Annotated in this window: 19 protein-coding genes; 6 read left to right on the forward strand and 13 right to left on the reverse strand. The window is 61.1% G+C overall.

What is annotated here, in order from left to right; translation table 11 throughout:
* Positions 1–11: 11 nt before the first annotated feature.
* The 6 genes from ACFWW2_RS08575 to dnaE all read right to left on the reverse strand — a co-directional run bounded on the left by ACFWW2_RS08575 (position 12) and on the right by dnaE (position 10,386).
* A complete protein-coding gene (locus ACFWW2_RS08575; RefSeq protein ID WP_393927558.1) occupies positions 12–1,535 on the reverse strand; it encodes an ABC transporter ATP-binding protein in 1,524 nt (507 codons plus the stop codon).
* The gene (gene xdhC, locus ACFWW2_RS08580) at positions 1,532–2,272 is read right to left on the reverse strand and encodes a xanthine dehydrogenase accessory protein XdhC (protein ID WP_393927559.1); all 741 of its coding nucleotides are present in this window, start codon (positions 2,270–2,272) and stop codon (positions 1,532–1,534) included. The genes ACFWW2_RS08575 and xdhC overlap by 4 nt, the downstream gene beginning before the upstream one ends.
* A complete protein-coding gene (xdhB, locus tag ACFWW2_RS08585; RefSeq protein WP_393927560.1) occupies positions 2,269–4,698 on the reverse strand; it encodes a xanthine dehydrogenase molybdopterin binding subunit in 2,430 nt (809 codons plus the stop codon). The genes xdhC and xdhB overlap by 4 nt, the downstream gene beginning before the upstream one ends.
* Positions 4,695–6,050 (reverse strand): xanthine dehydrogenase small subunit, encoded by a 1,356-nt coding sequence (xdhA, locus tag ACFWW2_RS08590; RefSeq protein ID WP_393927561.1) that lies wholly within the window; start codon positions 6,048–6,050, stop codon positions 4,695–4,697. Before xdhA ends, xdhB begins: the two co-directional genes overlap by 4 nt.
* Before the next feature lie 156 nt (positions 6,051–6,206).
* A complete protein-coding gene (locus ACFWW2_RS08595) occupies positions 6,207–6,785 on the reverse strand; it encodes a hypothetical protein (RefSeq protein WP_393927562.1) in 579 nt (192 codons plus the stop codon).
* A gap of 91 nt (positions 6,786–6,876) precedes the next feature.
* Entirely contained in the window at positions 6,877–10,386 is a 3,510-nt protein-coding gene (gene dnaE, locus ACFWW2_RS08600; protein WP_393927563.1) for a DNA polymerase III subunit alpha, read from the reverse strand.
* A 56-nt stretch (positions 10,387–10,442) separates the two neighbouring features.
* On the opposite strand from dnaE, the gene ACFWW2_RS08605 reads away from it, so the two are divergent.
* The 3 genes from ACFWW2_RS08605 (at position 10,443) to ACFWW2_RS08615 (ending at position 12,252) form a co-directional block, all read left to right on the forward strand.
* Positions 10,443–11,378 (forward strand): glycoside hydrolase family 5 protein, encoded by a 936-nt coding sequence (locus ACFWW2_RS08605; protein WP_393927564.1) that lies wholly within the window; start codon positions 10,443–10,445, stop codon positions 11,376–11,378.
* A gap of 78 nt (positions 11,379–11,456) precedes the next feature.
* Complete coding sequence (locus ACFWW2_RS08610; protein WP_393927565.1) at positions 11,457–11,798, forward strand: ArsR/SmtB family transcription factor; 342 nt, start codon at positions 11,457–11,459, stop codon at positions 11,796–11,798.
* Positions 11,788–12,252, forward strand: a complete 465-nt coding sequence (locus tag ACFWW2_RS08615; protein ID WP_393927566.1) for an SRPBCC family protein — start codon at positions 11,788–11,790, stop codon at positions 12,250–12,252. Before ACFWW2_RS08610 ends, ACFWW2_RS08615 begins: the two co-directional genes overlap by 11 nt.
* Positions 12,253–12,273: 21 nt before the next feature.
* Here ACFWW2_RS08615 and ACFWW2_RS08620 read toward each other — a convergent pair whose 3' ends face one another.
* Genes ACFWW2_RS08620 through ACFWW2_RS08630 form a run of 3 tightly spaced genes read right to left on the reverse strand, consistent with a single transcriptional unit; the run spans position 12,274 to position 16,104 of the window.
* Positions 12,274–14,694 carry an FAD-dependent oxidoreductase gene (locus tag ACFWW2_RS08620; RefSeq protein ID WP_393927758.1) on the reverse strand — a complete coding sequence of 807 codons (2,421 nt, stop codon included), beginning with the start codon at positions 14,692–14,694 and terminating at the stop codon, positions 12,274–12,276.
* 4 nt (positions 14,695–14,698) lie between these two features.
* Positions 14,699–14,989, reverse strand: coding sequence for a hypothetical protein (locus tag ACFWW2_RS08625; protein WP_393927567.1), 291 nt, complete (start codon positions 14,987–14,989; stop codon positions 14,699–14,701).
* Positions 14,956–16,104 (reverse strand): aromatic ring-hydroxylating oxygenase subunit alpha, encoded by a 1,149-nt coding sequence (locus ACFWW2_RS08630; protein WP_393927568.1) that lies wholly within the window; start codon positions 16,102–16,104, stop codon positions 14,956–14,958. The genes ACFWW2_RS08625 and ACFWW2_RS08630 overlap by 34 nt, the downstream gene beginning before the upstream one ends.
* A 498-nt stretch (positions 16,105–16,602) precedes the next feature.
* Between ACFWW2_RS08630 and ACFWW2_RS08635 the strand changes: the two genes are divergently transcribed.
* From ACFWW2_RS08635 to kynU, 3 genes are read left to right on the forward strand one after another with little or no spacing between them, the layout of a single operon-like run.
* Positions 16,603–17,376 carry a GntR family transcriptional regulator gene (locus ACFWW2_RS08635; RefSeq protein ID WP_393927569.1) on the forward strand — a complete coding sequence of 258 codons (774 nt, stop codon included), beginning with the start codon at positions 16,603–16,605 and terminating at the stop codon, positions 17,374–17,376.
* Positions 17,373–18,206, forward strand: a complete 834-nt coding sequence (locus ACFWW2_RS08640; RefSeq protein ID WP_393927570.1) for a tryptophan 2,3-dioxygenase — start codon at positions 17,373–17,375, stop codon at positions 18,204–18,206. Before ACFWW2_RS08635 ends, ACFWW2_RS08640 begins: the two co-directional genes overlap by 4 nt.
* Positions 18,206–19,408: a kynureninase gene (gene kynU, locus ACFWW2_RS08645; protein ID WP_393927571.1), complete on the forward strand. Its 1,203-nt coding sequence runs from the start codon at positions 18,206–18,208 to the stop codon at positions 19,406–19,408. The genes ACFWW2_RS08640 and kynU overlap by 1 nt, the downstream gene beginning before the upstream one ends.
* A gap of 151 nt (positions 19,409–19,559) precedes the next feature.
* Here kynU and ACFWW2_RS08650 read toward each other — a convergent pair whose 3' ends face one another.
* From ACFWW2_RS08650 to gcvH, 4 genes are all read right to left on the reverse strand, one after another.
* The gene (locus ACFWW2_RS08650) at positions 19,560–20,057 is read right to left on the reverse strand and encodes a hypothetical protein (RefSeq protein WP_393927572.1); all 498 of its coding nucleotides are present in this window, start codon (positions 20,055–20,057) and stop codon (positions 19,560–19,562) included.
* Positions 20,058–20,164: 107 nt separating this feature from the next.
* Complete coding sequence (locus tag ACFWW2_RS08655; protein WP_393927573.1) at positions 20,165–20,638, reverse strand: cupin domain-containing protein; 474 nt, start codon at positions 20,636–20,638, stop codon at positions 20,165–20,167.
* Positions 20,639–20,892: 254 nt separating this feature from the next.
* Positions 20,893–23,736 carry an aminomethyl-transferring glycine dehydrogenase gene (gene gcvP, locus ACFWW2_RS08660; RefSeq protein WP_393927574.1) on the reverse strand — a complete coding sequence of 948 codons (2,844 nt, stop codon included), beginning with the start codon at positions 23,734–23,736 and terminating at the stop codon, positions 20,893–20,895.
* Between the two features lie 12 nt (positions 23,737–23,748).
* Positions 23,749–24,108, reverse strand: a complete 360-nt coding sequence (gcvH, locus tag ACFWW2_RS08665) for a glycine cleavage system protein GcvH (RefSeq protein WP_393927575.1) — start codon at positions 24,106–24,108, stop codon at positions 23,749–23,751.
* Positions 24,109–24,118: the final 10 nt, after the last annotated feature.

Here is a 24,118-nt window from a genome sequence, read left to right on the forward strand (position 1 = left end):
TGCCCTCCGTTCTACGCATCCACATGCGCCACCTCCATGTCATGCGCACCGCCCAGCATCAAACCGATTTCCTCGACCGTGAGGCCTTTCGCCGGGCGTGGTGCCGACAGCCGCCCTTCGTTCAGCGCGGCGAACCGGTCAGAGATTTCCATCAGTTCGTCGAGGTCCTGGCTGATCACGATCACCGCCGCCCCTTTGGCCGCCAGATCCAGCAGCGCCTGCCGGATCGCGGCGGCGGCAGAGGCATCGACGCCCCATGTGGGTTGGTTCACCACCAGCACGTCAGGGTCCTGCATGATCTCGCGCCCGATGACGAATTTCTGCAGGTTCCCGCCGGACAGTGACCGGGCCGCGTTGGCGGGGCCAGGGGTGCGCACATCGAAGGTCTTGATCACCCCTTCGGCAAAGCTGCGCGCCTTGCCCCAATGCACAAAGCCCCTGCTGGTCAGCCTCTGCCGGGTCATCGCGGTCATGACCGCGTTTTCGGTCAGCGACATATCCGGGGCGGCGGCATGGCCCATCCGTTCTTCAGGAGCGGCGAGCAGGCCCAGTTTACGCCGCGCATTGGGTGGCATCTGACCGATTGCGCGACCCTGATAGCTGATCATCGCCGGAGCCACGCGTATTTCGCCTGACAGGGCCGCAACCAGTTCATCCTGCCCGTTGCCCGCAACGCCACCGATGCCCAGCACCTCGCCCTTGCGGACCTCAAGCGTGATATCCTTCAGCGCCGTGCCAAACCGATGCGGGGCCTTGGCGCTGAGGTCTTGCAAGGTCAGGACAGTATCGCCCGCCGGTTTATCTGCCTTTTCCGGCACATGCAGTTTGCTGCCGACCATCAGTTCGGCCATGTCGCGGGCCGACGTGGTTTTTGGGTCGCATTCACCCACCACCTCACCCAGCCGCAACACGGTGGCATTGTCACAAAGGGTCCGGATTTCTTCCAGCTTGTGCGAGATATAAAGGATCGCGGTCCCCTCGCTGCTAAGCTTGCGCAGCGTTTCGAACAGGATCGCCACCTCTTGCGGGGTCAGGACCGATGTCGGCTCGTCCATGATCAGCAGTTTGGGGTCTTGCAGCAGGCAGCGGATAATCTCGACCCGTTGCCGTTCCCCCGCGGACAGCTCGCCCACGATCCTGTCGGGGTCGAGCGGCAAGCCATATTGATCAGACACCTTGCGCACCTGTGCTGCAATTTCGCGCTGGGGCGGCGGGTTTTCCATGCCAAGGGCGATGTTTTCGGCGACGTTCATTGCGTCGAACAGCGAAAAATGCTGGAACACCATGGCGACACCGGCGGCACGGGCCGCACGCGGTTCGGGCGGCTGGAATGGCTGGCCTTGCAGCGTCATGGTCCCGCTGTCGGGTTTGACGAGGCCATAGATGGTTTTGACAAGCGTCGATTTTCCGGCCCCGTTTTCACCCAGCAGCGCATGCACCTCGCCCCGGGCGATGTCGAACGACACGTCCTTGTTGGCGACAACACCGGGATAGGCTTTGGTCAGGCCGGACAGGCGCAATAACAGATCACTCATGCAGTACGGTCCCTGGTCCGGCTGTTCTGACCGGCAATCATGCTGGTTGCGACGCCAAGTGCAATGGCTTGCGGGTGTTTGCCAAGGCGCGGATCGCCGATCGGACACGCGATGCGCGAGATCTGTGCAGGCGTATGCCCCAATGCGGCGAGCCGCGTCTTGAACCGCGCCCATTTGGTGGCCGATCCGATCAGACCGGCGGAATGGAATTCATGCCGGAGCACCGCGTGGCAAAGCGCGAGGTCGATGTCATGGCTGTAGGTCAGGATCAGGTGATCGGCGTCTGTGGGGGCATGTTTGACGATCTGGGCCGGGTCCTTGGCGACCAGTGTTGTGACCTCGGTTTCGGGGAAACGGTCGGTATGGGTATCGACCCAGGTGATCTCGAAATCGGGCAGGGGGTCCATGACATGCACGATGGCGCGGCCCACATGGCCCGCGCCGTAAATCCAGAGGGGACGTTTGGGTGTTGCGGTGATCGCGTCCGTTTTGTCCCATGTCAGCGTCACCGACCCGCCGCAGCATTGCCCCAGCGCGGGGCCAAGGGGGATCGTGCGCGTCAGCGTCTCGCGCCCGTCGGCCAGCATCTGGCGCGCCTCCGCCATCGCCTCCCATTCCAGTGTGCCGCCGCCGATGGTGCCTTCGATATGGTCTGCGTGGACCAGCATCTGCGTGCCCGCCTCACGCGGCACGGACCCTGCGGTTCTGGTGATGGTGATGCGGATGCAATCGGTCATCCGCGCGCCCTTTGCACAGCGTTGAGGACTTCCTCTGCGGTCGCGGGGGCCTGCAGGTCGGGGTAGTTGGGGCCACAGGCGCTGACCGCATCGGACAAGGCGAGGAACGCGGAAATGCCCAGCATGAAGGGCGGTTCGCCGACCGCCTTGGACCGGTAGATGGTTTGCGCGGGGTTCGGCGCGTCCCATAAGGCCACGTTGAAAACGCGGGGGCGGTCGGAACAGGCGGGGATCTTGTAGGTGGATGGCGCGTGGGTGCGCAGGCGGCCTTTGTCATCCCAGACCAGTTCTTCGGTCGTCAGCCAGCCCGCCCCCTGCACATAACCGCCCTCGATCTGGCCGATATCCAGCGCGGGGTTCAGCGAGGCACCCGCATCATGCAGGATGTCAGTGCGCAGGATACGGTTTTCGCCGGTCAGGGTGTCGATCACCACCTCGGTCACGGCGGCACCCTGGGCGAAGTAGAAAAACGGCGTACCCTCACCCTTGATCCGGTCCCAGCTGAGGCCCGGGGTCTTGTAGAAACCTGTGGCCGACAGGCTGACGCGGTTGAGATAGGCGGTCTGCACGGCCTCGGCAAAGCTGATCTGTTCGGTGCCGATATGGACATGACCATCCTCGAACCGGATGTTTTCGGTGCTGGTCTGGTGCAGTTCGGCCAGGCAGGCGGCAATCCGGTCGCGGATGATGTCGCAGGCGTTGGCGACGGCCATGCCGTTGAGGTCAGACCCGGACGATGCGGCGGTAGCCGATGTGTTGGGCACCTTTCCGGTGTCGGTGGCGGTGATCTTGACATGGCTCACATCGATACCGAACCGGTGGGCGGCAACCTGGGCCACCTTCTGGAACAGCCCTTGCCCCATTTCGGTGCCGCCATGGTTCATATGGACCGATCCGTCCTGATACACATGCACCAACGCACCTGCCTGATTGAGATGGCTGAGGGTAAAGGAAATCCCGAATTTGACCGGGCTGAAGGCGATCCCTTTCTTCAGGATCCTCTGGCCTGCGTTCCAGTCGGCGATGGCCGCACGGCGGCGGTGGTAATCGGCGCGGGCCAGCAGATCGTCGGTCATGTCATGCAAGATGAAATCGGTAACCGGCATCCTGTAGGGGGTTGTCTGCACCGGGGATGGGTCAAGACCCATCTTACGATCCCGCGCTGTTTCGTCAGCCGCGCTGGATGTGGCGCCGCGGGATGCTGGGTTTGGCCCTTGCTTCTTTGGAGTGGAAATATCCTCGGGGGGGCGCGCAGCGCGGGGGGCAGACGGCCCCCCTCCCTCCATCGTGGCATAGTAATTCCGCTGGCGGACCGCGACAGGGTCCAGCCCCAGTTCTGCCGCGATATGATCCATCACCCGTTCGATCCCCAGCACCCCCTGCGGCCCGCCGAAACCGCGAAATGCGGTGGCGGATTGGGTGTTGGTTTTCAGCCGGTGCGACGTGATCCGCGCGGCTGGCAGGTGGTAGGCGTTATCGGCATGCAGCATGGCCCGGTCGGCGACGGGCAGCGACAGATCCTGCGCCCAACCGCAGCGGGTAACTTGGGTGAAATCGACGCCAAGCAGCTTGCCCTTCTCATCGAACCCCGCATCGTAATCGATCCGGAAATCATGCCGCTTGCCGGTGATCATCATGTCATCGTCGCGGTCATAGCGCATCTTGCAGGGGCGGCCGGTTGTGCGTGCAGCCACGGCACAGGCGACGGCCAGCGCATTCCCTTGGCTTTCCTTGCCGCCGAAACCGCCGCCCATACGCCGGATTTCGCAGCGGACCGCGTGCATCGGCATCCCCAGCGCCTCGGCCACCTTGTGCTGGATTTCGGTGGGATGCTGGGTGGAGCTGTGGACCACCATATCGCCGCCTTCCTGCGGCAGGGCGAGGGCAGCTTGCCCTTCGAGGTAGAAATGTTCCTGTCCGCCCATATTGATTGTGCCCCGCACCCGATGCGGGGCCTCTGCGAGGGCCTGATCCACGTCGCCCTTGGTCCAGATGCGCGGTCCGTCCTCGAACCGGCTGTTGGCGGTGAGCGCGTCTTCGATGGTCAGGATCGGGGTGTCTTCGGCATAGTCAATTTCGGCCAGCCGGGCGGCCTTGCGCGCGTTCAGATGGGTATCAGCGACAACGATGAAAATCGGCTGGCCAAGGTAATGAACATCACCTTTGGCCAGCAGCGGTTCATCATGGACAGAGGGTGAGACATCATTGGTAAAAGGCAGATCGGCGGCGGTCAGGACCGCGACGACGCCGGGTGCTTTCGCGACCTTTGCAAGGTCCATCGCCGTGATCGTGCCCCGTGCGATCTCGGACGTGCCAAAGGCCAGATGCAGCGTATTGGCGGGTGTCGGCAGGTCATCGACATAGCGCGCGGTGCCAGTCACATGCAGTCTGGCCGCATCATGGGGCAGGGGTTTGGCGACGCTCATGATGTCACCTCCAGCACGTTGATGGTGTCGCCGGAGAGATCGGCAAAATAGCGGTGTAGCAGGTTTTGCGCGGTGGTCAGCCGGTAGTTCGCAGAGGCGCGCATGTCAGTCATGGGCGTGTAGTCATCGCCCAGCCGGGTGGCGGCGGTTGCCAGGGTCTCTGCCGTCCAGGGCTGGCCGATCAGTGCCGCCTCGGTGTTGTGTGCCCGGTGTGGCGTGCCGGCCATGCCGCCGAATGCGATCCGCGCGTTTGACACGACCCCGTCCACAACGGTGACGTTGAAACAGCCGCAAAGGGCAGAGATATCCTGATCGAACCTTTTGGAGATCTTGTAGCAGCGCAAGGCAGGCGCGGATTTCGGGATCGTGACACCGGTGACGAGTTCCCCCGGGGCCCGGTCCTGTTTGCCGTAGTCGAGAAAGAAATCCTCGATTGGCATGTCGCGCGTTTTGTCCGCATGGCGCAGGTGCAGCGTGGCCCCAAGGGCGATCAGCGCTGGCGGATTGTCCCCGATGGGCGAGCCGTTGGCGATGTTGCCGCCGATGGTTGCGGCATTACGCACCTGTTCGGACCCGTAGCGGCGGATCAGTTCGGCGTAGGATGGGTGATATTCACCCATGGTTGCCATGACGGTCGTCATGGTCGCCCCGGCCCCGATATGGATCGTATCATCGCTGACGATGATCGGCTGCAAGTCAGCGCAGCGGTTCAAGAACGCGACATGGGGCAACTCGCGCAGTTGTTTCGTCACCCAAAGCCCGACATCGGTGGCCCCGGCGATCAGGGTCGCGTCCGGGTGAGCCGCGTACCATGTAGCAAGATCATCAAGGGTTTCGGGGGCGTAGGGTTGTGGTGCTGCATCGGGTGCGGTGTCATTGATCCAGTCGGGCACGGACGCGTCTGCGGCGGCCTGTGCCGCGCGAATGATGGGCGCGTAGCCGGTGCAGCGGCACAGGTTGCCTGCGAGCACATCATCATGATCGGTGCGTCCATTCATATGCCCCGCGACCATGGAGGCGACAAACCCCGGTGTGCAGAACCCGCATTGCGATCCGTGATGGTCCACCATGGCCTGCTGCACGGGGTGCAATGCGCCATCCGGGCCGCTGATCCCCTCAACCGTTCGCACAGCCTTGCCATGCAGCTGCGGCAGAAACAGGATGCAGGCGTTCAGCGCCCTTACCCCATCGTCATCGCTCACGACGACGGTGCAGGCGCCGCAATCGCCTTCGTTGCAGCCTTCCTTTGTGCCGCACAGCCCCTGATCCTCGCGCAGCCAGTCAAGCAGGGCCCGCGTCGGGGCGGTATCGACCTGCACAGTTTCCCCGTTCAGAAGAAACGTCACATTCATGATGTAAACCTGCCGCCTTACCGATTGCCCGAGGTGCGCGGCACGATGTCGATGCGGCGTAGACATCTGCCCCTCTGTTCGCCCAAGAAAAGCGGGACGGGGCCGGATTTGCAAGTGTTTTGCCGCCCCGAGGCCGGATTTATGCGCGCAGCGCGGCTAGCGGTTGACGTCAGTGGCGGCGACATCGCCCTTGTGCAGCAGGATATCCATCCATGCCGCGTTGTCGGCAAAGCTGTTGTAGATGGTGACGAAACTGGTCGTCCTTGCCAGCCGATTGATCGACCTGCCGCAGGGTTCGCTGCGCCCGACCCGGCAATATGACGCCTTGATCGCCTCATACGCGTCGTCGGTGGGGGTGTAGGGCTGGTCCAACCCGACATCGGCGTAGCGGACGATTTCATGCGTGCCGATATCGCCGAAAATCACCAAGGCGCCGGTGAACTGCCGCGCGCAGCCATCACCAAAGCCGGTCAGGAAATGCGTTCTGGGTTGGATCGTGTCGGGGGCGGTGTCGTAAACATCATAGCCGGATGCAGTACCCACGCGGGCGCCCATGTCGCGTTTCCGGATTGTGCAGTTGCGGGCCAGTTGGCCAAAAGGCACCGCATCCGCCGCTACCGCAGTATCGGCAAAGCCAAAGCTGGTTTGACCGGCACCCATGCCATCGACCCCGGCAGGATCAATGCAGCCTGACAGCATCAATGCCGTGAAGGCGGCGAGGCTTGCGCGATACATTTGAATATCCCAATGTTTTCTATTGCATCGCGATAACGAAGACCGGGCCTCGCGTCCATAGTGGCGCGCGGCCTGCGACAACGCGCCGTACTCAGGCGTCCTCCACCTCGATCACGCCACTTAGGCTGCGCAAGGCCCCTTTGATCTGCGGGTTCACCGGAAAATCCTGCCCCAGATCAAGCTCTACTTCGCCGGGCAGGTCATCGCCCATCAGGCAGAAATAGACCGGCCCGCGCCCGGCACGGACCCCGTCGCGGGCGGCGTTTTCCAGAATGCTGGCGACCGACCCGATGGCGTCGGGCGCATCGATGAAGACACGCAAGCCCGCACCACCCGCATCCGCCACGATCGTGTCGATGGGTGAGACGGAGCGCCCGAGCAGTTTGAGCTGATCGGCCTCCATCGTGGCCTCGCATTGCAGGACGATCTGCGCGCCGGTTTCAAGGAACTCGCGTGACGCCTCCAGCGTGTCGGAAAACATCGTGACCTCGTATTGGCCGGTCGGGTCGGACAGTTGAACAAAGGCAAAGCGGTTGCCGCGTGCCGATTTGCGTTCCTGTCGCCCGCTGACGGTGCCTGCCATCTTGACGATGGCTGCCCCTTTTTCGGCGCGGGCCGTGACCTCGTCCAGTGTCATCACCTGTTTGCGCTTGAGCGCGCCCATGTAGTCGTCGAGCGGGTGACCGGACAGGTAGAAGCCGATGGCCTTGAATTCCTCGGCCAGTCGTTCGGCGGGCAGCCAGTCATCGCCGCCCATCAGGCGCGGTTCGGGCAGGTCTTCGCCAGCGTCACCGAACAGGGACACCTGATCGGATGATTTCTGATCGTGGATTGCGGCGGAATAGGCTGTCAGCGCATCAAGGCTGTTGAACACACGGCGCCGGTTCGGGTCGAGCACGTCGAAGGCCCCGGCGCGGGCGAGCATTTCCAGTGGCCGCTTTCCGATGCGTTTCAGATCGACCCGCCGGGCGAAATCAAAAAGGTTGACGAAGGGTTTGTGCGGTGCTGCCCGGTCCCGCCCCTCGACGATCAGTTTCATCGCCTCGACGCCGACGTTTTTCAACGCGCCAAGGGCATAGACCAGCTTGCCGTCATGCACATCGAACGTCGCCATCGACCGGTTGACGCAAGGCGGGATGTAATCCAGCCCCAGCCCTTTCTTGACCTCCTGGAAATAGACGCCCAGCTTGTCGGTCAGGTGGATATCGCAGTTCATGACCCCGGCCATGAATTCGACCGGGTGGTTCGCCTTGAGCCATGCGGTTTGGTAACTGACGACCGCATATGCGGCGGCGTGCGATTTGTTGAAACCGTAATTGGCGAATTTTTCCAGAAGGTCGAAAACCTTGCGTGCCTTTTTAGGCTCGACCCCGTTGGCCTTGGCCCCGGCTTCGAATTTGGGGCGTTCCTTCGCCATCTCTTCGGCGATCTTTTTACCCATCGCGCGGCGCAGCAGGTCGGCCCCGCCAAGGCTGTAGCCTGCCATGACCTGCGCGATTTCCATCACCTGTTCCTGATAGACGATGATGCCTTGGGTTTCCTTCAAAATGTGGTCGATTGACGGGTGGATCGATTCCAGTTCCCGCAAGCCGTTCTTGACCTCGCAATAGGTGGGGATGTTTTCCATTGGGCCGGGACGGTAGAGTGCCACGAGGGCCACGATGTCTTCGATACAGGTCGGCTTCATCCGCTTGAGCGCGTCCATCATGCCGCTGGATTCCACCTGGAACACGGCGACCGTTTTGGCCGAGGAATAGAGCGCATAGGATTTTTCGTCGTCCAGCGGGATCGCCCCGATGTCGTATTCGAACCCTTCCGGTGCCTCATAAAGCTGTGTGCCATCGGCTGCGATATTCAGCGGGCGCCCCGCCTTCTGGATCAGGTCCACCGCGTTCTGGATCACCGTCAGCGTCTTTAGCCCCAGAAAGTCGAATTTGACCAGTCCGGCCTGTTCGACCCACTTCATGTTGAACTGGGTGGCGGGCATGTCGGACCGCGGATCCTGATACAGCGGGACCAGTTCGTCCAGCGGGCGGTCACCGATCACCACACCGGCGGCGTGGGTGGAGGCGTTGCGCAACAGCCCCTCGACCTGTTGGGCGTAGGTCAGCAGGCGGTCCACGACCTCTTCATTCTTGGCTTCTTCGCGCAGGCGCGGTTCATCGGCCAGCGCCTTTTCAATGCTGACGGGTTTGACGCCTTCGACAGGGATCATTTTTGACAGCCGGTCCACCTGTCCGTAAGGCATCTGCAAGACGCGGCCCACATCGCGGACCGCGGCCTTGGACAGAAGCGCGCCGAAGGTGATGATCTGGCCCACCTTGTCGCGTCCGTATTTATCCTGGACGTAGCGGATCACTTCCTCGCGCCGGTCCATGCAGAAATCGATGTCGAAATCGGGCATCGACACACGTTCGGGGTTCAGGAACCGTTCGAACAGCAGGGAATAGCGCAGGGGGTCAAGGTCGGTGATCAGCAGGGCGTAAGCGACGAGCGAGCCAGCACCAGAGCCACGACCGGGCCCGACAGGGATGTCGTTATCCTTGGCCCATTTGATGAAGTCGGCCACGATCAGGAAGTAGCCGGGAAAACCCATGCCTTCGATAATCCCAAGTTCGAATTCCAGCCGCTTTTCGTAGTCCTCCACCGGGGCGGCGTGGGGGATGACGGCAAGGCGGGCCTTGAGCCCCTCTTGCGCCTGACGCCGCAGTTCCGCGACCTCATCATCTGCGAATTTCGGCAGGATCGGGTCGCGTTTATAGGCCTTGAACGCACAGCGGCGCGCGATTTCGACGGTGTTTTCGATTGCCTCCGGCAGATCGGCAAAGAGCGTCGCCATTTCCTGCGGCGATTTGAAGTAATGCTGCGGGGTCAGCCTGCGCCGTGCCTCCTGCTGATCGACATAGGCGCCTTCGGCGATGCAGATCAGGGCGTCATGTGCTTCGTAAAGTTCGGTTTTCGGGAAATAGGCGTCGTTGGTGGCGACCAGCGGCAACCCCTTGGCATAGGCCATTTCGATATGGCCGCGTTCCGACAGACGCTCTGCTTCTGGCAGGCCGTCGCCGGGATGACGTTGCAGTTCGACATAGAGCCGGTCGGGATAGATCGCGGCGAGCCGGTCCATCAGCGCCTCGGCCTTGGGCCGCTGGCCTTGGCACAACAACCGCCCGATGGGGCCGTCCGGGCCGCCGGAAAGGCAGATCAGACCGGCACTGTAGCGGTCGAGTTCATCAACCGTGACCTGCGGCAACTGGCCTTCGGCATCCAGATAGGCGCAGGAATTCAGCTTCATCAGGTTCATGTAGCCCGCTTCGTTCTGGGCCAGAAGCACGATGGGGGCGGGGTTTTCAGGGCGTTTGCCCGGTTCGGGGGTCGTGTAGCCGACATCGACCTGACAGCCGATAATCGGCTGGATGCCGGCCTTTGACGCGCCTTCGGAAAATTCCAGCGCGCAGAACATGTTGTTGCTGTCGGTCACGGCGACGGCGGGCATGCCCATTCCGGCGGCGAGGCCGGGCAGTTTCTTGATCGGAATCGCGCCCTCAAGCAGCGAATATTCGGTGTGGACGCGCAGGTGAATGAATCGGGGGGATGTGCTCATGCTTTTCAGGGTATCTGATGTGTGGCAGTCTACAAGATGGCAATGGGGGATTTGCGATGTGGCGCGCGTTGTTCTTGGCGCTTTGGGCGGCACCGGTGATGGCGGACAGCTTTCCGGTGGCGCGCTGTGTCAATCTGGATCAGGCGCTTGAGGCCCCGAACGAAGGCGACTGGGGCTACCGGATCAGCCGCCCTGACATTGAATGGATCGCCGCACAGGGGTTCGACACGATCCGGCTGCCAGTACGCTTTGACGCCCATTGGAACGGACAGATCGCCCCCAGTTTTCTGGCGCGGGTCGATGCGGTGATCGGCTGGGCGCTGGCCGCCGATCTGAATATCATTCTGGATCTGCATCATTTCGACGCTCTGATGGCGGACCCGTCCACGCACACGGCGGAGTTTCAGGCAATCTGGATCGAATTGGCGATGCGCTATGCCGATTATGATGACCGGCTGATATTCGAGCTACTGAATGAACCGCATGATCAGCTATCGACGGATCGGGCGGTATCCCTGTTTCGCAGCCTGATGCCCGTGATCCGCGCCGAAAGCCCGGACCGCTGGGTGATCATCGAAGGTGGCTATTGGGCCAATATCAGCGCCTTGCCCGAACTGCCCCGGTTTGATGACCGCACGGTTCTGTCGTTTCACTTCTATGGACCGTGGGAGTTTACGCATCAACAGGCAAGCTGGCTGGCCGACCCGCCACCGGCCATGGGGTGGGGGTCGGATGATGACCGCGCTGTGGTGCGGGGATATATTGCGGAGGCCGCCCAATATGGCCTGCCGATGCTGCTGGGTGAATTCGGCGTGACGATCGAGACGGACGCCAGCGATCGGGCGGACTGGACCAAAACGGTCCGGCAAGAGGCTGAGGCGCATGGGATCGGCTGGTGCCATTGGGGGTTCGCCGGAAACTTCGCAATCTTTGATCAGCAGACACGCGACTGGCTGCCGGGGATGCAGGATGCCCTATTTTCAAAGCCGTAGGCAGGCAGTTGCGGTTAAAACTTAGTATCTTTGCTAACTGTATTGACAGCTGTCAGCTTTGCATCAATACTTAGCAACATGGCTAACCAACTTGATTCCTTCTTCGGCGCCATGGCCGACCCCACCCGCCGGGCCGTTATCGAACGGCTCGCCTCGGGTCCTGCCAGCGTCAGCGAATTGCACAAGCCGCACAAAATGGCGCTGCCCACCTTCATGCGCCACCTCAAGGTGCTGGAGGACACCGGCATCGTCCGGTCCGTCAAGAAAGGGCGCGTGCGCACCTGCCATATCGAGGCAGCCCCGCTGATCGAAGCGCAGGGCTGGCTCGCCTGGCAGCGCGAGATTTGGGAAAACCGGCTGGATGGTCTTGCGGCGCTTGCCCATGAAATCTCACAAAAGGACCAGAACGATGGCACTTGATACAACCACCTTTGATCTTCATCGCAGTTTACCCCTGAAACCCGAAAAATTGTGGGAGGTCATGACCGACCCCAAGCATCGCGAAAAGTGGGGCGGGCCGGACGCCGAAACCGTTCTGGTGGTCGATGCCGCCGATCTGCGCGTAGGTGGGCAGGATCGGCACCGTTGCGGGCCTGCCGACGCGCCGGAATTCGTGGTCGAAACCCGGTGGTATGACCTGACCGGGCCGGAACGGGCCGTGTTCACCGAAACCCTGATCATCGGGGGTGAGCCGATTTGCACCAGTCTTGTGACTTACAGTCTGACAGCCGCCGGGCCGGGAACCGAACTTGGGGTCACGGTTGCGGTCTCCTCATTCTCAGGACCCGAAACGCTCGAAGACTTCAAACAGGGCTGGGGTGGTGGTCTGGACAATCTCGAACGCCATGTCGCTGCAATCACGGCAGACGCGTAAGCCAGGCTGAATATCGGGGGCTCAGGCGCGCAGCCTGCGCCCCTCGGGGTCGAATGGCGGGGCGGCAAGGATCGTGGCCTTGTGGGGCTGACCCAGCACCATGACCTCTACCACATCGCCCGGCCCGGCATCCCTGACAAAACCAAGCGCCAGGCTTTGATCAACCGTGTACCCATAGGTGCCCGACGTCACCCGCCCGATGCCCTTGCCATCCTTGAAAATCGGCTCGCCCCCCGTGGCTTCCGCGTTTGAGCGGTTCACGTCATCAGCGTCCAGTTCCAGAATGACAAGACGCTCGCGGGCTGGGTATCGCAGAACCCTGACCGCGGCCTCCTTGTTCAGGAAATCCTTATCCAGCTTGCACAGCCGGTCCAGCCCGACCTCCTGCGGCCAGTATTCGGGGGAATACTCGCGGGACCATGATCCGTAGCCTTTTTCGATCCTCAGCGACATCAGGGCGCGGCTGCCCACTGGACCTGCGCCAAACTGCTGCCCCGCGTCCAGCAAGGCCGCATAAAGCGTCATCTGATCGTCGGCCTTGCAATGCAACTCCCATCCCAGATCGCCGGTGAACGACACACGCAGCGCCAACACCTCAACCCCGGCAAGCTCAATGGTTCTGGATCGCATGAACGGAAAATCTGCGGTGGCGAGCGATGTGTTCGTCAGCCGCTGCAACAGATCGCGGGACGCAGGACCCGCCACGTTGAAGCCGCAGATCGCACTGGTCTGGCTTTCGAATGTTGTCCCATCGGGCAGGGGGACCTGTTTGAAGAAACGTTTATGATAGCGTTCGGCCATGCCGGAGCCGATGATCCAGAATGTATCCTCCTCAGTCCGGGTCACGGTAAAATCGCCAGCGATCCCGCCGCGTTTGCTGATCAAGGGCGTCAGGCAGGACCGCCCGACTGCGCGGGGCATGGTATTGGCGTAGACGGCGTTCAGCCAGTCTTCGGCACCCGGCCCCTTGCAGATGTATTTGGCGAAATTCGAGATATCGATGATCCCGGCCCGGTCCCGCAGCATCCGGCATTCGGCACCCACCGGTTCCCACCAGTTCTGCCGGGTAAAGCCGTTGGTTTCGGTCGCGCCGGGCATGTCGGCGAACCACAACGGGTGTTCCCAGCCAGCATTCAGGCCAAAGACCGCGCGCCTATCCCGCTGCATGTCATAGACCGGGCGGGTGCGGGCAGGGCGGCCTGCGCTGCGTTCTTCGTTCGGGAAATGGATAGCAAAGCGGTGGGCGTACTGATCGGCGACGCGCGCCTTGGTGAAGGCCTTGCCCGCCCAGGCGTCGAACCGGGCAACATCCCAGCCGAACATGTCATACTGCGTCTCGCCCTCAATGATCCATTGGGCAGCCAGAAGGCCCATACCGCCGGATTGGGAAAAGCCGGGGATGATGCCGTTGCAGCAGAAGTAGTTATGCAGTTCCGGGACCGGGCCGAACAGCACATTGGCGTCGGGGGACCAGATCATCGGGCCGTTGATCACCCGCTTGATCCCGGCCTCGCCCACCGCCGGCACCCGCTCAATCGCGTTCATCATGTTTTCCTCGATCCGGTCCAGATCGTCGGGGAAGAGGTCATGTGCGAAATCAAGCGGTGTGCCGTCTTCGGCCCAGAACTGCATGTCGCGTTCATAGGCGCCGACCAGCAGGCCTTTGCCCTCCTGCCGGAGATAGTATTCGCCGTCCCGGTCGCTGACCGAGGGCAGGCGGCGGTCCATGGCAGCGATTTCAGGGATGGTTTCTGTGACGAAATACTGATGTTCTGTCGGTTGCAGGGGCAGTTGCAGACCGGCCAGCGCCGCCACCTCGCGCCCCCATAGCCCTGCTGCATTGACCACCCATTCGGTGTGAATGTCACCGCGTGGGGTTTGCACGATCCAGCTGCCATCGGGCTGGGCCACCGTCCCGGTGACGGGCGTGAAGCGGTGGATCTGCGCGCCGCGCTGGCGGGCGCCCGCGGCATAGGCCTGCGTAACGCCGGACGGGTCTACGTTGCCGCCATCGGGCTCGTACATCACGCAGCGGATGCCATCGAAATTGACCAGCGGGTGCAACTCGCGCGCCTCTGCGATGCTGATTTCGTGGAAATTCATACCGTAAAGCTTCGCCTTGGCCGCCTGCAGACGAAGCTGGTGTTCGCGCGCTTCGGTCTGCGCCAGATAAAGCGATCCGGGCTGGAACACGCCGCAGCCCTGGCCGGTTTCCTGCTCCAGTTCTTTATAGAGGTTCATGGTGTAGTGCTGGATCCGGCTGACATTGGTGCTGTCATGCAGCCCGTGGATATTGGCGGCGGCATGCCAGGTGGAGCCGGATGTCAGTTCATCGCGTTCCAGCAGGACGACATCGGACCAGCCGAGTTTGGCCAGATGGTACAGGATCGAACAGCCGATGACCCCACCGCCGATGACGACGGCGCGGGCGGTGGTGGGCAGGGTGTCAGTCATGGCGGGGTCCTGTGATCGGGTGGGCGCGGCCATGGGTGACAAGCCGTTGGTTCAGGGGGATGGTTTCGGGCGCGCCATCCTCAAGCGCGAAAACGAAGGCATGGGTCAGGAAGAAGCAGGCGGCGTTGATGTCGCCCGCAGCCTCGGCCTGATCGGCGGCTTGCGTGTAGAGGGTGATAAGCCCCGGCAAGTCATGGTCGGCATGGGCCTGTAGCAGACCGGCGTCCAGCGTGGCGCGATCCACGATTGTCAGCGTCCGGCTGTCATCTGGCTGGCCACCCAATGATGGAAGTTATGGGTTGGGCCATCCATCACCGGGGAAAACCGACCGCCATCGAAATGCAGGCCGTGCCGCCCCTTTTGCATGCCTTCGACGACGAACACATCTTCTTCGAAGACACCGCGCCATTGGGTTGCGTTCTTGGCGCGAAGGGCGTCAAGGTCCGGCGTGTCGGCGGGGGGCACGGCATAGAAGATCGCGATATGTTCGACCGTCTTTTCACAGCCCTGCGGTTCCAGCACGATGGCAAAGGTATGGTCGCGCTGCACGCCCAGCAGGACGTTGGGATAGATCGCGACATATTCCCCGCCCTCGTTCCATTTTTCGCTGAGGTCGGGGAAATCCGGCATCACCTCGCCCTTATCGCCTTTCAACTGGCGATAGACTAGCGTCCCTTGACCGGAATAAAGGCCGGGTTCCTCGATATTGTAATGATCCTCGAGCCGGGAATAGCTGTTCAGGCCGGGATGGACCCATGGCAGGTGATAGCTTTCGCAGTAATTCTCGACCGCGAGTTTCCAGTTGGTCTGCACATCCAGCGTGAAACAGGACACATCGCCGCCCAGATGCAGGGGCTGGTCGAATTCGCGCCAGCGATCCAGCAGATGGGCATGGGCGACCTCGAAATCCGGGGCGGTGCCGTCGATATTGGCAAAGACGACACCTTGCCAGATGTAGGACCGGATCGGGATCAGGCCCAAGGCGGCCATGTCGATATCATCATGCCTGTTCTGCCCCGGCCCGCCCACATGCGGCGTGGATTTCAGCGTGCCGTCCAGATCATAACACCAGCTGTGATAGGGGCAGCGGATCGCGCCCCTGATCTTGCCGGGTTTGTCGACGAGGATCATGCCCCGGTGCCGGCAAGTATTCTGGAAAACGCCAACTTCGCCGCTGCGGTCACGCAGGATCAGCAAGGGCATGCCGACAAAACTGACCGGCATTGCATCGCCCGGTTCAGGCACGTCCTTTTCAAACCCGATCCCGGCCCAGTTCCGGAACAGGACGGCGTGTTTTTCAGCCTCGAAAACGTCTGGGTCGATGTAATGCGCATTGGGCAGGCCATTGGCGACATTGACGGGCGTCATGACCGAAGCAAGCGGATCGTGTTTGTTCATGGGGCAACCTCCCGCACTAAAAGAACGCTGCCATTATGCGTGCAAGCGGGCGATTTCATTTGGCGCATAACGACGATTGGTAGCCCCGATTTGTCGCCTTTGGGCTAGGACAGGGCCGCCATGATCCCGCGCAGTTCGGCCAGCCCGCGCATCCGCCCGATCAGTGGATAGCCCGGCATCCCGCCCCGATGCAGAACGTGATACCGTTTGCGGGGCTGTCAACGGCGTTCATTATGCGGTCCGTACGTGGTCGGTTGGGATATGATGCAGCGCGGGCACAACGGCCTACAAACCGATCTGCAAATGGTCCTGGATAGCGATGGGATCGGCTGGTCCGAACCAGCGCCAGGTCTGATGCATGGTCCCGCCTCTGTCTTGGTCTGGTGATGGCGGTCGCAAGTGTACCGAAAATTGCCATACAGCTATCCGCAAAATCATATATGATTTGCTTTTTCGTATCTAATAAATAATATCAAATACGAAAATAGGTGAATCACCATGCCCACGACCCGTTCTAAATCAGATAGTCTTTATCAGACGGTCCGCCAGGATATTCTTTCGCTTGATCTCGAACCGGGGGCGCCGCTGCGTTTGCCAACCCTGTCAGAGCGGTATCGGATCGGGCTGACGCCGCTGCGTGAATGCCTCAACCGGCTGACCACGGAAAAGCTGGTGGTGATCGAACATAACAAGGGGTTTCGCGTGGCCCCGCTGTCGCGTGCTGACCTGCTTGACCTCGAACAGGCGCGCAATGCCATCGAAGGCGCGCTTTTCGTCGACTCCATCAGACAAGGCAGCGACACGTGGGAAGCGGCGGTTGTGGGGTCCTACCACCATTTATCCAAAACACCGTTTCCCTCTGTCCTGCAGGCGCCCGAGGATCTGGCGCAATGGACCAAGCGGCACGAGGCGTTTCACCGGGCGTTGATCAGCGGCGCGCCTTCGGTCTGGATGCACCGTTTCTGTGACCAGTTGGGCGATCAGCTGGGGCGCTATCATCTGTTCATCCAGAATGGTCTGCGGGAAATGTCAGTCACGCAGCCAGCACAGGCGTCGACCGCAGCGGCAACATTTTCCAAGGCAATGGAATTGGCCCCGCACACCGCACTGCACGATGCAGCACTGGCGCGCGATACCGATGCCGCCGCAGAGCTGTTCCGCGCGCATGCCAACCTGTCGATCCAGGCTTTTGAGGAACTGATACAACTGCTGCCCGCTGAAACGCCGGTCGGCACCCTCCTGCGGCACCCCACAAACGAGGCCAGCGCGTGACCGACGCCTATGATCCGGCGGGGGACGGCGCGCAAATGTCCTTTGCCCGCGACATGAGCTACGCCGATTACCTGTCGCTTGATCCAATTCTCGGGGCACAGAACCGGCTGTCCGACGCCCATGACGAGATGCTGTTCATCATCCAGCACCAGACGTCCGAGTTGTGGATGCGGCTGGCCCTGCATGAGTTATCCAGTGCCCGCACCGCCCTGATCGCTGATGATTTTCAGCCGGCCTTCAAGATGCTGACCCGCGTCTCGCGCATTTTTGACCAGTTGAACAATGCCTGGGACGTGCTGCGCACCATGACCCCCAGCGAATACACCGCCTTTCGGGACAAGCTGGGCGCGTCATCGGGGTTTCAGTCGCACCAGTATCGCCTGATCGAATTCATCCTGGGCAATCGCAACCGGGCCATGCTGAAAGTCCATGAACACCGGCCCGAACTGCATCACATGCTGGAACAGGAATTGCGGACCCGGTCGCTTTATCACGTGGTGCTGGACAAGCTTGCAGCGCGGCTCGACACCCGTTTTGACCCAAAGATTTACCGCATGGACCAGCCGCATCAGCATGACAACGCGGTGATGGCCGCCTGGACCACGATTTACCAGTCGCCCCGCGATCACTGGACCCTTTATGAACTGGCCGAGAAGCTGGTCGACCTGGAGGATTACTTCAGACGCTGGCGCTTCAATCACGTCACAACCGTCGAACGGATCATCGGCTTCAAACGGGGCACCGGGGGGACATCCGGTGTGAAATACCTACGTAAGATGCTCGAGGTCGAGCTTTTCCCAGAACTCTGGAACATGCGAGGGCGGTTATGATGAAAGATGTTGGTGTGACCCTGCCGATCAAGGAGAAATTCGTCCTGCCCGATGGGATGATCTATCTCGATGGTAATTCACTGGGGCCCTTGCCCAAAGGGGTGCATGACCGGCTGTCCGCCATGGTGACTGATGAATGGGGCCAGAACCTGATCAAGGGCTGGAACGTTGATGATTGGATGGGCCAGCCGATGCGCGTGGGCAATATGGTGGCCCGCCTGATCGGCGCGCCTGACGGGTCGGTCACGATGGGCGATACGTTGTCGATCAAGGTCTATCAGGCGCTGTCGGCGGCGGTGCAGATGCGCCCGGACAGGCGTGTGATCCTGTCCGATAGCGGCAATTTCCCGTCTGACCTTTATATGGCCGAAGGGCTGATCGCCCAACTGGATCGCGACTATGAATTGCGGATTGTCGCGCCTGAAGAGGTCGCGGGTGCCATGACCGATGACGTCGCCGTCGCCATGATCACGCAGGTCGATTACCGGACCGGGCGGATGCATGGCATGGCCGCGATCACTGCGGCGGCGCATGAAGCGGGGGCGGTGATGCTGTGGGATCTGGCCCATAGCGCTGGCGCAGTGCCTGTCGACCTGATCGCCTGCGCCTGCGAATTCGCGGTGGGCTGCACCTATAAATACCTCAACGGCGGCCCCGGTGCGCCGGCGTTCATTTATGCCCGCTCCGACATCGTGGACGACATCAGACCGGCCCTGTCCGGCTGGCTGGGGCACGATGCGCCCTTTGCTTTTGAGACATCCTATCGCCCGGCGCGCGATATCGAACGGATGCGGGTCGGCACACCGCCCGTGCTGCAGATGACAGCGCTGGAGGCCGCGCTGGAGGTCTGGGACGGCGTGGATATGCAACACCTGCGCGCGCGCAGTATCGCCCTGTGCGAGCTTTTCATCGCAGAGGTCGAGGCCCGCTGCCCCGCCCTGACCCTGCACAGCCCGCGCGACGCGACGATGCGCGGGTCGCAAGTGTCATTCGCGTTCGAACATGGCTATGCGGCAATGCAAGCCCTGATCGCACGGGACGTGATCGGCGATTTCCGGGCACCCAACGTGATGCGCTTCGGCTTCACCCCGCTTTATATCGACGAAAGCGACGTGCGGCAGGCGGTGGACGTTCTTGCGGATGTGCTGGACAACAGGCTTTGGGATGATCCCGCGTATCAACGGGCTGGGCGGGTGACGTGAGCGGGCCCGGTTTGACACAGTCGATTCTGGAATGTTAACTCGCCTGACCTGACCTGACCTGACCTGACCATGACAGGAACTGGCGAAGATCAAAGACAAACCGGTGCCCGGTTGGCCGTGGCCAAGAAATAGAAATTTATAGATATTTCTCTTAGTCTCTGGTTGTTTGCAGGCCACTTTCGCTTTCGTAAACTACGAAACTCGTGCGCCTGTCATTCTCGTAAGCATCAAACAAAAGAGGCGTGGCATTGTCCTCGGGAGATATGTTCAATCTCAAGGCAAGTGACAATGAACCCGAAACAATTGTTGGATTGCGGGTGGTGAAAGTAGAAAAAACGCACTTCGGACCCTGCTTGTCGACAAAACTTGTTTCGCAGAAGCCATCAGAATTGCATGCGGAACTGGACTTGTAGATCAGGGTTTGCTCGAGATTGATAACCTCATCGGCCTTTGAAAAACCTTGAGTGCATCCACAAGAACTCTCGCAAAGCTCAAAATCATCCATTTGCGCAGGAAGAAATTCCATCTCCGGTGAAAGTGATAAAATAGGAGCGGGCCTGCAACTCGATAGGACAAGTATTACTAGTCCAAATAGAATAAAGGGCTGCCCGATAGCAGACGACGTAACCCTAAGAAGCGTATTGTTCATCTTTTTTTCCGATAATCTCCAAGCCTACATAACCGGCTCTGCGATACAGCGGTAGACTGGCCGAGTGGCTTAGTCTCAGGCTTGTCGGCACAAGGTCAAATTCGCCCTCATTCGCCCTCATACGGGCTTTTCGCCGGCGCGCCAGCGTGATCCGTCCATTGGCGGCTTTGTGTCGCGCGGTTCCAGTGCAGTACCCGGTCGTGGTCGGGGTAGGTGACCACGTCGCCGGGTGATCGGGTGCCGATGACTAGGTATTTCACCTCTGTTTCGGTGCGGTTTTCCAGGCAATGGCCGATTGGGTCGCCGGCCTTGAAGGTGGCGGCGTCGCCGGGGTGCATCACGGTGCTACTGTCGCCTTCGTGCAGGGTGACTTTCCCTTCCAGCACATACACCATTTCATCCTCGCCCGCGTGCCAGTGCTTGATCGAGGATGACGATCCGGGCGGCAGGATTTCCACGAACGCACCGAACTGGGTCAGCCCGCCGCTGTCGCTGAACAGCAATGCGCGGTAGGGGCCGCAGGGATGCCCCACGCCATCGCTGGCGTCGGTCTTCGCGGTGTCCAGGGTAAATATGGGCATCACATTTTCCTTTGTTGAAGGCGTCTATATCCATCCTGCCTTAAATCTTAAGCGCGGTTAACAAACGCCACCGCCCGCGCCGTTAATCCCGCCAAATGTCGCCCAAGGGTCCGACGTTTTGCCGACGCAAATCCGACGCGATGCCGACAGCGCATATCCCGGCAAAATAGGGCGTTAACCCATGATTCGCCGAAAACCACGAAAAGCACCGTAGGGTGGGGGCTGCGCAACACCTACCGCACGGTGGCACCGGCTCATTCGGCGGCCTGCGCGTAATCCTCCATCGGGGGGCAGGTGCAGGTCAGGTTGCGGTCGCCCCAGACGTTGTCAACCCGGTTGACCGGCGGCCAGTATTTGTCGACCCGGAACGCGCCGGGTGGGAAGCATCCGACCTCGCGGCTATAGGGGCGGTCCCAGTCCTTGACCAGATCCTCCATCGTGTGCGGGGCGTTTTTCAGCGGGTTGTTTTCGGGGTCGATTTCGCCTTTTTCGATCTGGGTGATTTCCGCCCGGATCGCTAGCATGGCATCGCAGAACCGGTCAAGTTCGGCCTTGTTCTCGGATTCCGTCGGTTCGATCATCAGCGTGCCCGCCACGGGCCAGCTCATCGTTGGGGCGTGAAAACCACAATCTATCAAGCGTTTAGCGATGTCATCGACCGTCACACCTGCACTGTCTGCAAAGGGCCGGGTGTCGATGATGCATTCATGGGCCACGCGCCCGGTCGGGCCTTTGTAGAGCACGTCAAACGCCCCTTCGAGCCGTTTGGCGATGTAGTTGGCGTTCAGGATCGCGACGCGCGTTGCCTGTGTCAGGCCATCGCCGCCCATCATCAGGCAATAGGCCCAGGAGATCGGCAGAAGCGATGGTGACCCGAAGGCGGCTGCCGAAACAGCCCCTTCGCCGATGACGGGATCGCCGGGCAGGTGCGGGACCAGATGCTCCTTGACCCCAATTGGCCCCATGCCGGGGCCCCCGCCGCCATGGGGGATGCAGAAGGTCTTGTGAAGGTTCAGGTGGCTGACATCGCCGCCCAGATCACCGGGGCGTGACAGGCCGACCATCGCGTTCATGTTCGCCCCGTCGATATAGACCTGCCCGCCATGGTCATGGGTGATCTGACAGACCTCGATCACCGTCTCCTCGAACACGCCATGCGTGGACGGATAGGTGATCATGCAGCCGGCTAGATTGTCAGCGTGCAGTTCGGCCTTCGCGCGGAAATCATCAAGGTCGATATCGCCGTTTTCTGCTGATTTTACAGGGACAACCGTCCAACCGACCATATGGGCCGAGGCCGGGTTGGTGCCGTGGGCGGACATCGGGATCAGGCAGACATTGCGGTGCCCCTGACCATTGGCGCGGTGATAGCCCGCAATCGTCAAAAGCCCGGCATATTCGCCCTGCGCGCCGGAATTGGGCTGCATGGAAATGGCGGCATAGCCGGTGATGTCGCAAAGCTTGGCCGACAGATCGTCGATCATTTCGCGGTAGCCTTCGGCCTGATCGGCAGGGCAGTAGGGGTGCAGCAATGAAAACTCGCGCCAGCTGACAGGCATCATTTCGGCGGCTGAATTCAGCTTCATCGTGCAGGACCCAAGCGGGATCATCGCCCGATCCAGCGCGAGGTCGCGGTCGGCCAGACGCCGCATGTAGCGCATCATTTCCGTCTCGGCCCGGTTCATGTGAAACACCGGATGGGTCAGGAAATCGCTTTGGCGGACCAGCTTGTCGGGCATGTTGTAATGCGGTGTGTAATCTTTGTCTTGCCGTTCGATACCGAAGGCGCGCCAGACCTTTTCGATGGTGGCAGGCCGGGTGCGTTCATCCAGCGTGATGCCGACCTGCGTCTTGCCGACCGCGCGCAGATTGATCCCCTCATCGACCGCTGATTTCAGCACCGCAGCCTGCAGCGGGCCGACATCCACCGTGATCGTGTCAAAGAATGTGGCCGGGCGCACATCGAACCCGCCCTGTTTGAGGCCTTCGGCCAGCCGCGCGGTCTTGCGGTGGATGCGCTGGGCGATGGCCTTGAGCCCCTCTGGCCCATGGAACACCGCATAGAATCCGGCCATGACGGCCAGCAGGGCCTGTGCAGTGCAGACATTCGACGTCGCCTTTTCCCGGCGGATATGCTGTTCGCGGGTCTGCAGTGATAGCCGGTAGGCGCGGTTGCCGTGGCTGTCGATGGACACGCCAACGATGCGGCCCGGCATGGAGCGGGCATAAGCCTGTTTCGTCGCCATATAGGCCGCGTGCGGGCCGCCATAGCCGACGGGTACACCGAAACGCTGGGTGGTGCCGACGGCGATATCGGCCCCCATTGCGCCGGGTTCCTTAAGCAATGTCAGTGACATCGGATCGGCGGAGATGATGCCAATCGCCTTGTTTTCATGCAGTCTGGCGATTTCATCGGTGAAGTCACGCAAATGGCCGTATGTGCCGGGGTACTGAAAGATCGCGCCAAAGACGGCGCTGGCATCCATGTCATCAGGGTTGCCGACCGTGATTTCGATCCCCAGGGGCGCCGCGCGGGTTTTCATCACGGCGATGTTCTGCGGGTGGCAGTTTTCGTCGATGAAGAAACCTTTGACTTTCGATTTCGATACCCGCTGCGCCATGGTCATCGCCTCGGCGCAGGCTGTCGCCTCGTCCAGGAGGGAGGCGTTGGCGATTTCTAGACCGGTCAGATCGCTGACCATGGTCTGAAAGTTCAACAGCGCCTCAAGGCGCCCTTGGGAAATTTCGGGCTGGTAGGGGGTATAGGCGGTGTACCAGGCCGGGTTTTCAAGGATGTTGCGCTGGATCGCGGGGGGCGTGACCGTCCCGTGATAGCCCTGACCGATGAGCGAGGTCAGGACCTTGTTCTTGGAGGCCGTGACCCGCATGTGGTGCAGCAGTTCGCGTTCTGATTTGGGCTTGCCAAAATCCAGCTTTTGCTTCTGGCGGATGGCGGGCGGCAGCGTGTCGTCGATCAGGGCATCAAGATCCTTGGCCCCCACGATCTGCAGCATCTCGGCCATTTCGGCCGGTGACGGGCCGATATGGCGGCGGTTGGCAAAGTCGTAGGGCAGATAGTCTGTGGGGGTAAAGGTCATGATGTTGGTCCCTTAATCGATCATCGCTTTATAGGCGGCTTCGTCCATGTATTCGTCCATCTGGGACGTGTCAGACGGTTTGATCTTGAAAAACCAGCCATCGCCGGTGGCGTCATCGTTGGCGAGGCCCGGATTGTCGGCCAGTGCATCGTTCACTTCGACGACTTCACCGTCGATGGGGGCCAGGATGTCGGACGCGGCCTTGACGCTTTCGATCACCACGATTTCGTCGTCCTTGACGACGGTGGTTCCCACCTCTGGCAATTCGACAAAGACGATATCGCCCAGCTGGGTTGTGGCATGTTCGGTGATGCCGACGACGATCAGGTCGTCTTCGGCGCGCAGCCATTCATGCTCTGACGTATATTTCATTGGTGGTCTC

Origin of the sequence: Yoonia sp. R2-816 (genome assembly GCF_046762905.1) — a bacterium.
Taxonomy (GTDB): domain Bacteria; phylum Pseudomonadota; class Alphaproteobacteria; order Rhodobacterales; family Rhodobacteraceae; genus Yoonia.

Coding starts and splice junctions, on each gene's coding strand:
- ACFWW2_RS08595 (WP_393927562.1), bottom strand. CDS start 6,785: ATGTATCGCGCAAGCCTCGCCGCCTTCACGGCATTGATGCTGTCAGGC.
- ACFWW2_RS08650 (WP_393927572.1), bottom strand. CDS start 20,057: ATGAACAATACGCTTCTTAGGGTTACGTCGTCTGCTATCGGGCAGCCC.
- xdhC (WP_393927559.1), bottom strand. CDS start 2,272: ATGACCGATTGCATCCGCATCACCATCACCAGAACCGCAGGGTCCGTG.
- ACFWW2_RS08655 (WP_393927573.1), bottom strand. CDS start 20,638: ATGCCCATATTTACCCTGGACACCGCGAAGACCGACGCCAGCGATGGC.
- xdhA (WP_393927561.1), bottom strand. CDS start 6,050: ATGAATGTGACGTTTCTTCTGAACGGGGAAACTGTGCAGGTCGATACC.
- ACFWW2_RS08630 (WP_393927568.1), bottom strand. CDS start 16,104: ATGAACAAACACGATCCGCTTGCTTCGGTCATGACGCCCGTCAATGTC.
- xdhB (WP_393927560.1), bottom strand. CDS start 4,698: ATGAGCGTCGCCAAACCCCTGCCCCATGATGCGGCCAGACTGCATGTG.
- kynU (WP_393927571.1), top strand. CDS start 18,206: ATGAAAGATGTTGGTGTGACCCTGCCGATCAAGGAGAAATTCGTCCTG.
- ACFWW2_RS08635 (WP_393927569.1), top strand. CDS start 16,603: ATGCCCACGACCCGTTCTAAATCAGATAGTCTTTATCAGACGGTCCGC.
- ACFWW2_RS08615 (WP_393927566.1), top strand. CDS start 11,788: ATGGCACTTGATACAACCACCTTTGATCTTCATCGCAGTTTACCCCTG.
- ACFWW2_RS08605 (WP_393927564.1), top strand. CDS start 10,443: ATGTGGCGCGCGTTGTTCTTGGCGCTTTGGGCGGCACCGGTGATGGCG.
- gcvH (WP_393927575.1), bottom strand. CDS start 24,108: ATGAAATATACGTCAGAGCATGAATGGCTGCGCGCCGAAGACGACCTG.
- dnaE (WP_393927563.1), bottom strand. CDS start 10,386: ATGAGCACATCCCCCCGATTCATTCACCTGCGCGTCCACACCGAATAT.
- ACFWW2_RS08610 (WP_393927565.1), top strand. CDS start 11,457: ATGGCTAACCAACTTGATTCCTTCTTCGGCGCCATGGCCGACCCCACC.
- ACFWW2_RS08575 (WP_393927558.1), bottom strand. CDS start 1,535: ATGAGTGATCTGTTATTGCGCCTGTCCGGCCTGACCAAAGCCTATCCC.
- gcvP (WP_393927574.1), bottom strand. CDS start 23,736: ATGACCTTTACCCCCACAGACTATCTGCCCTACGACTTTGCCAACCGC.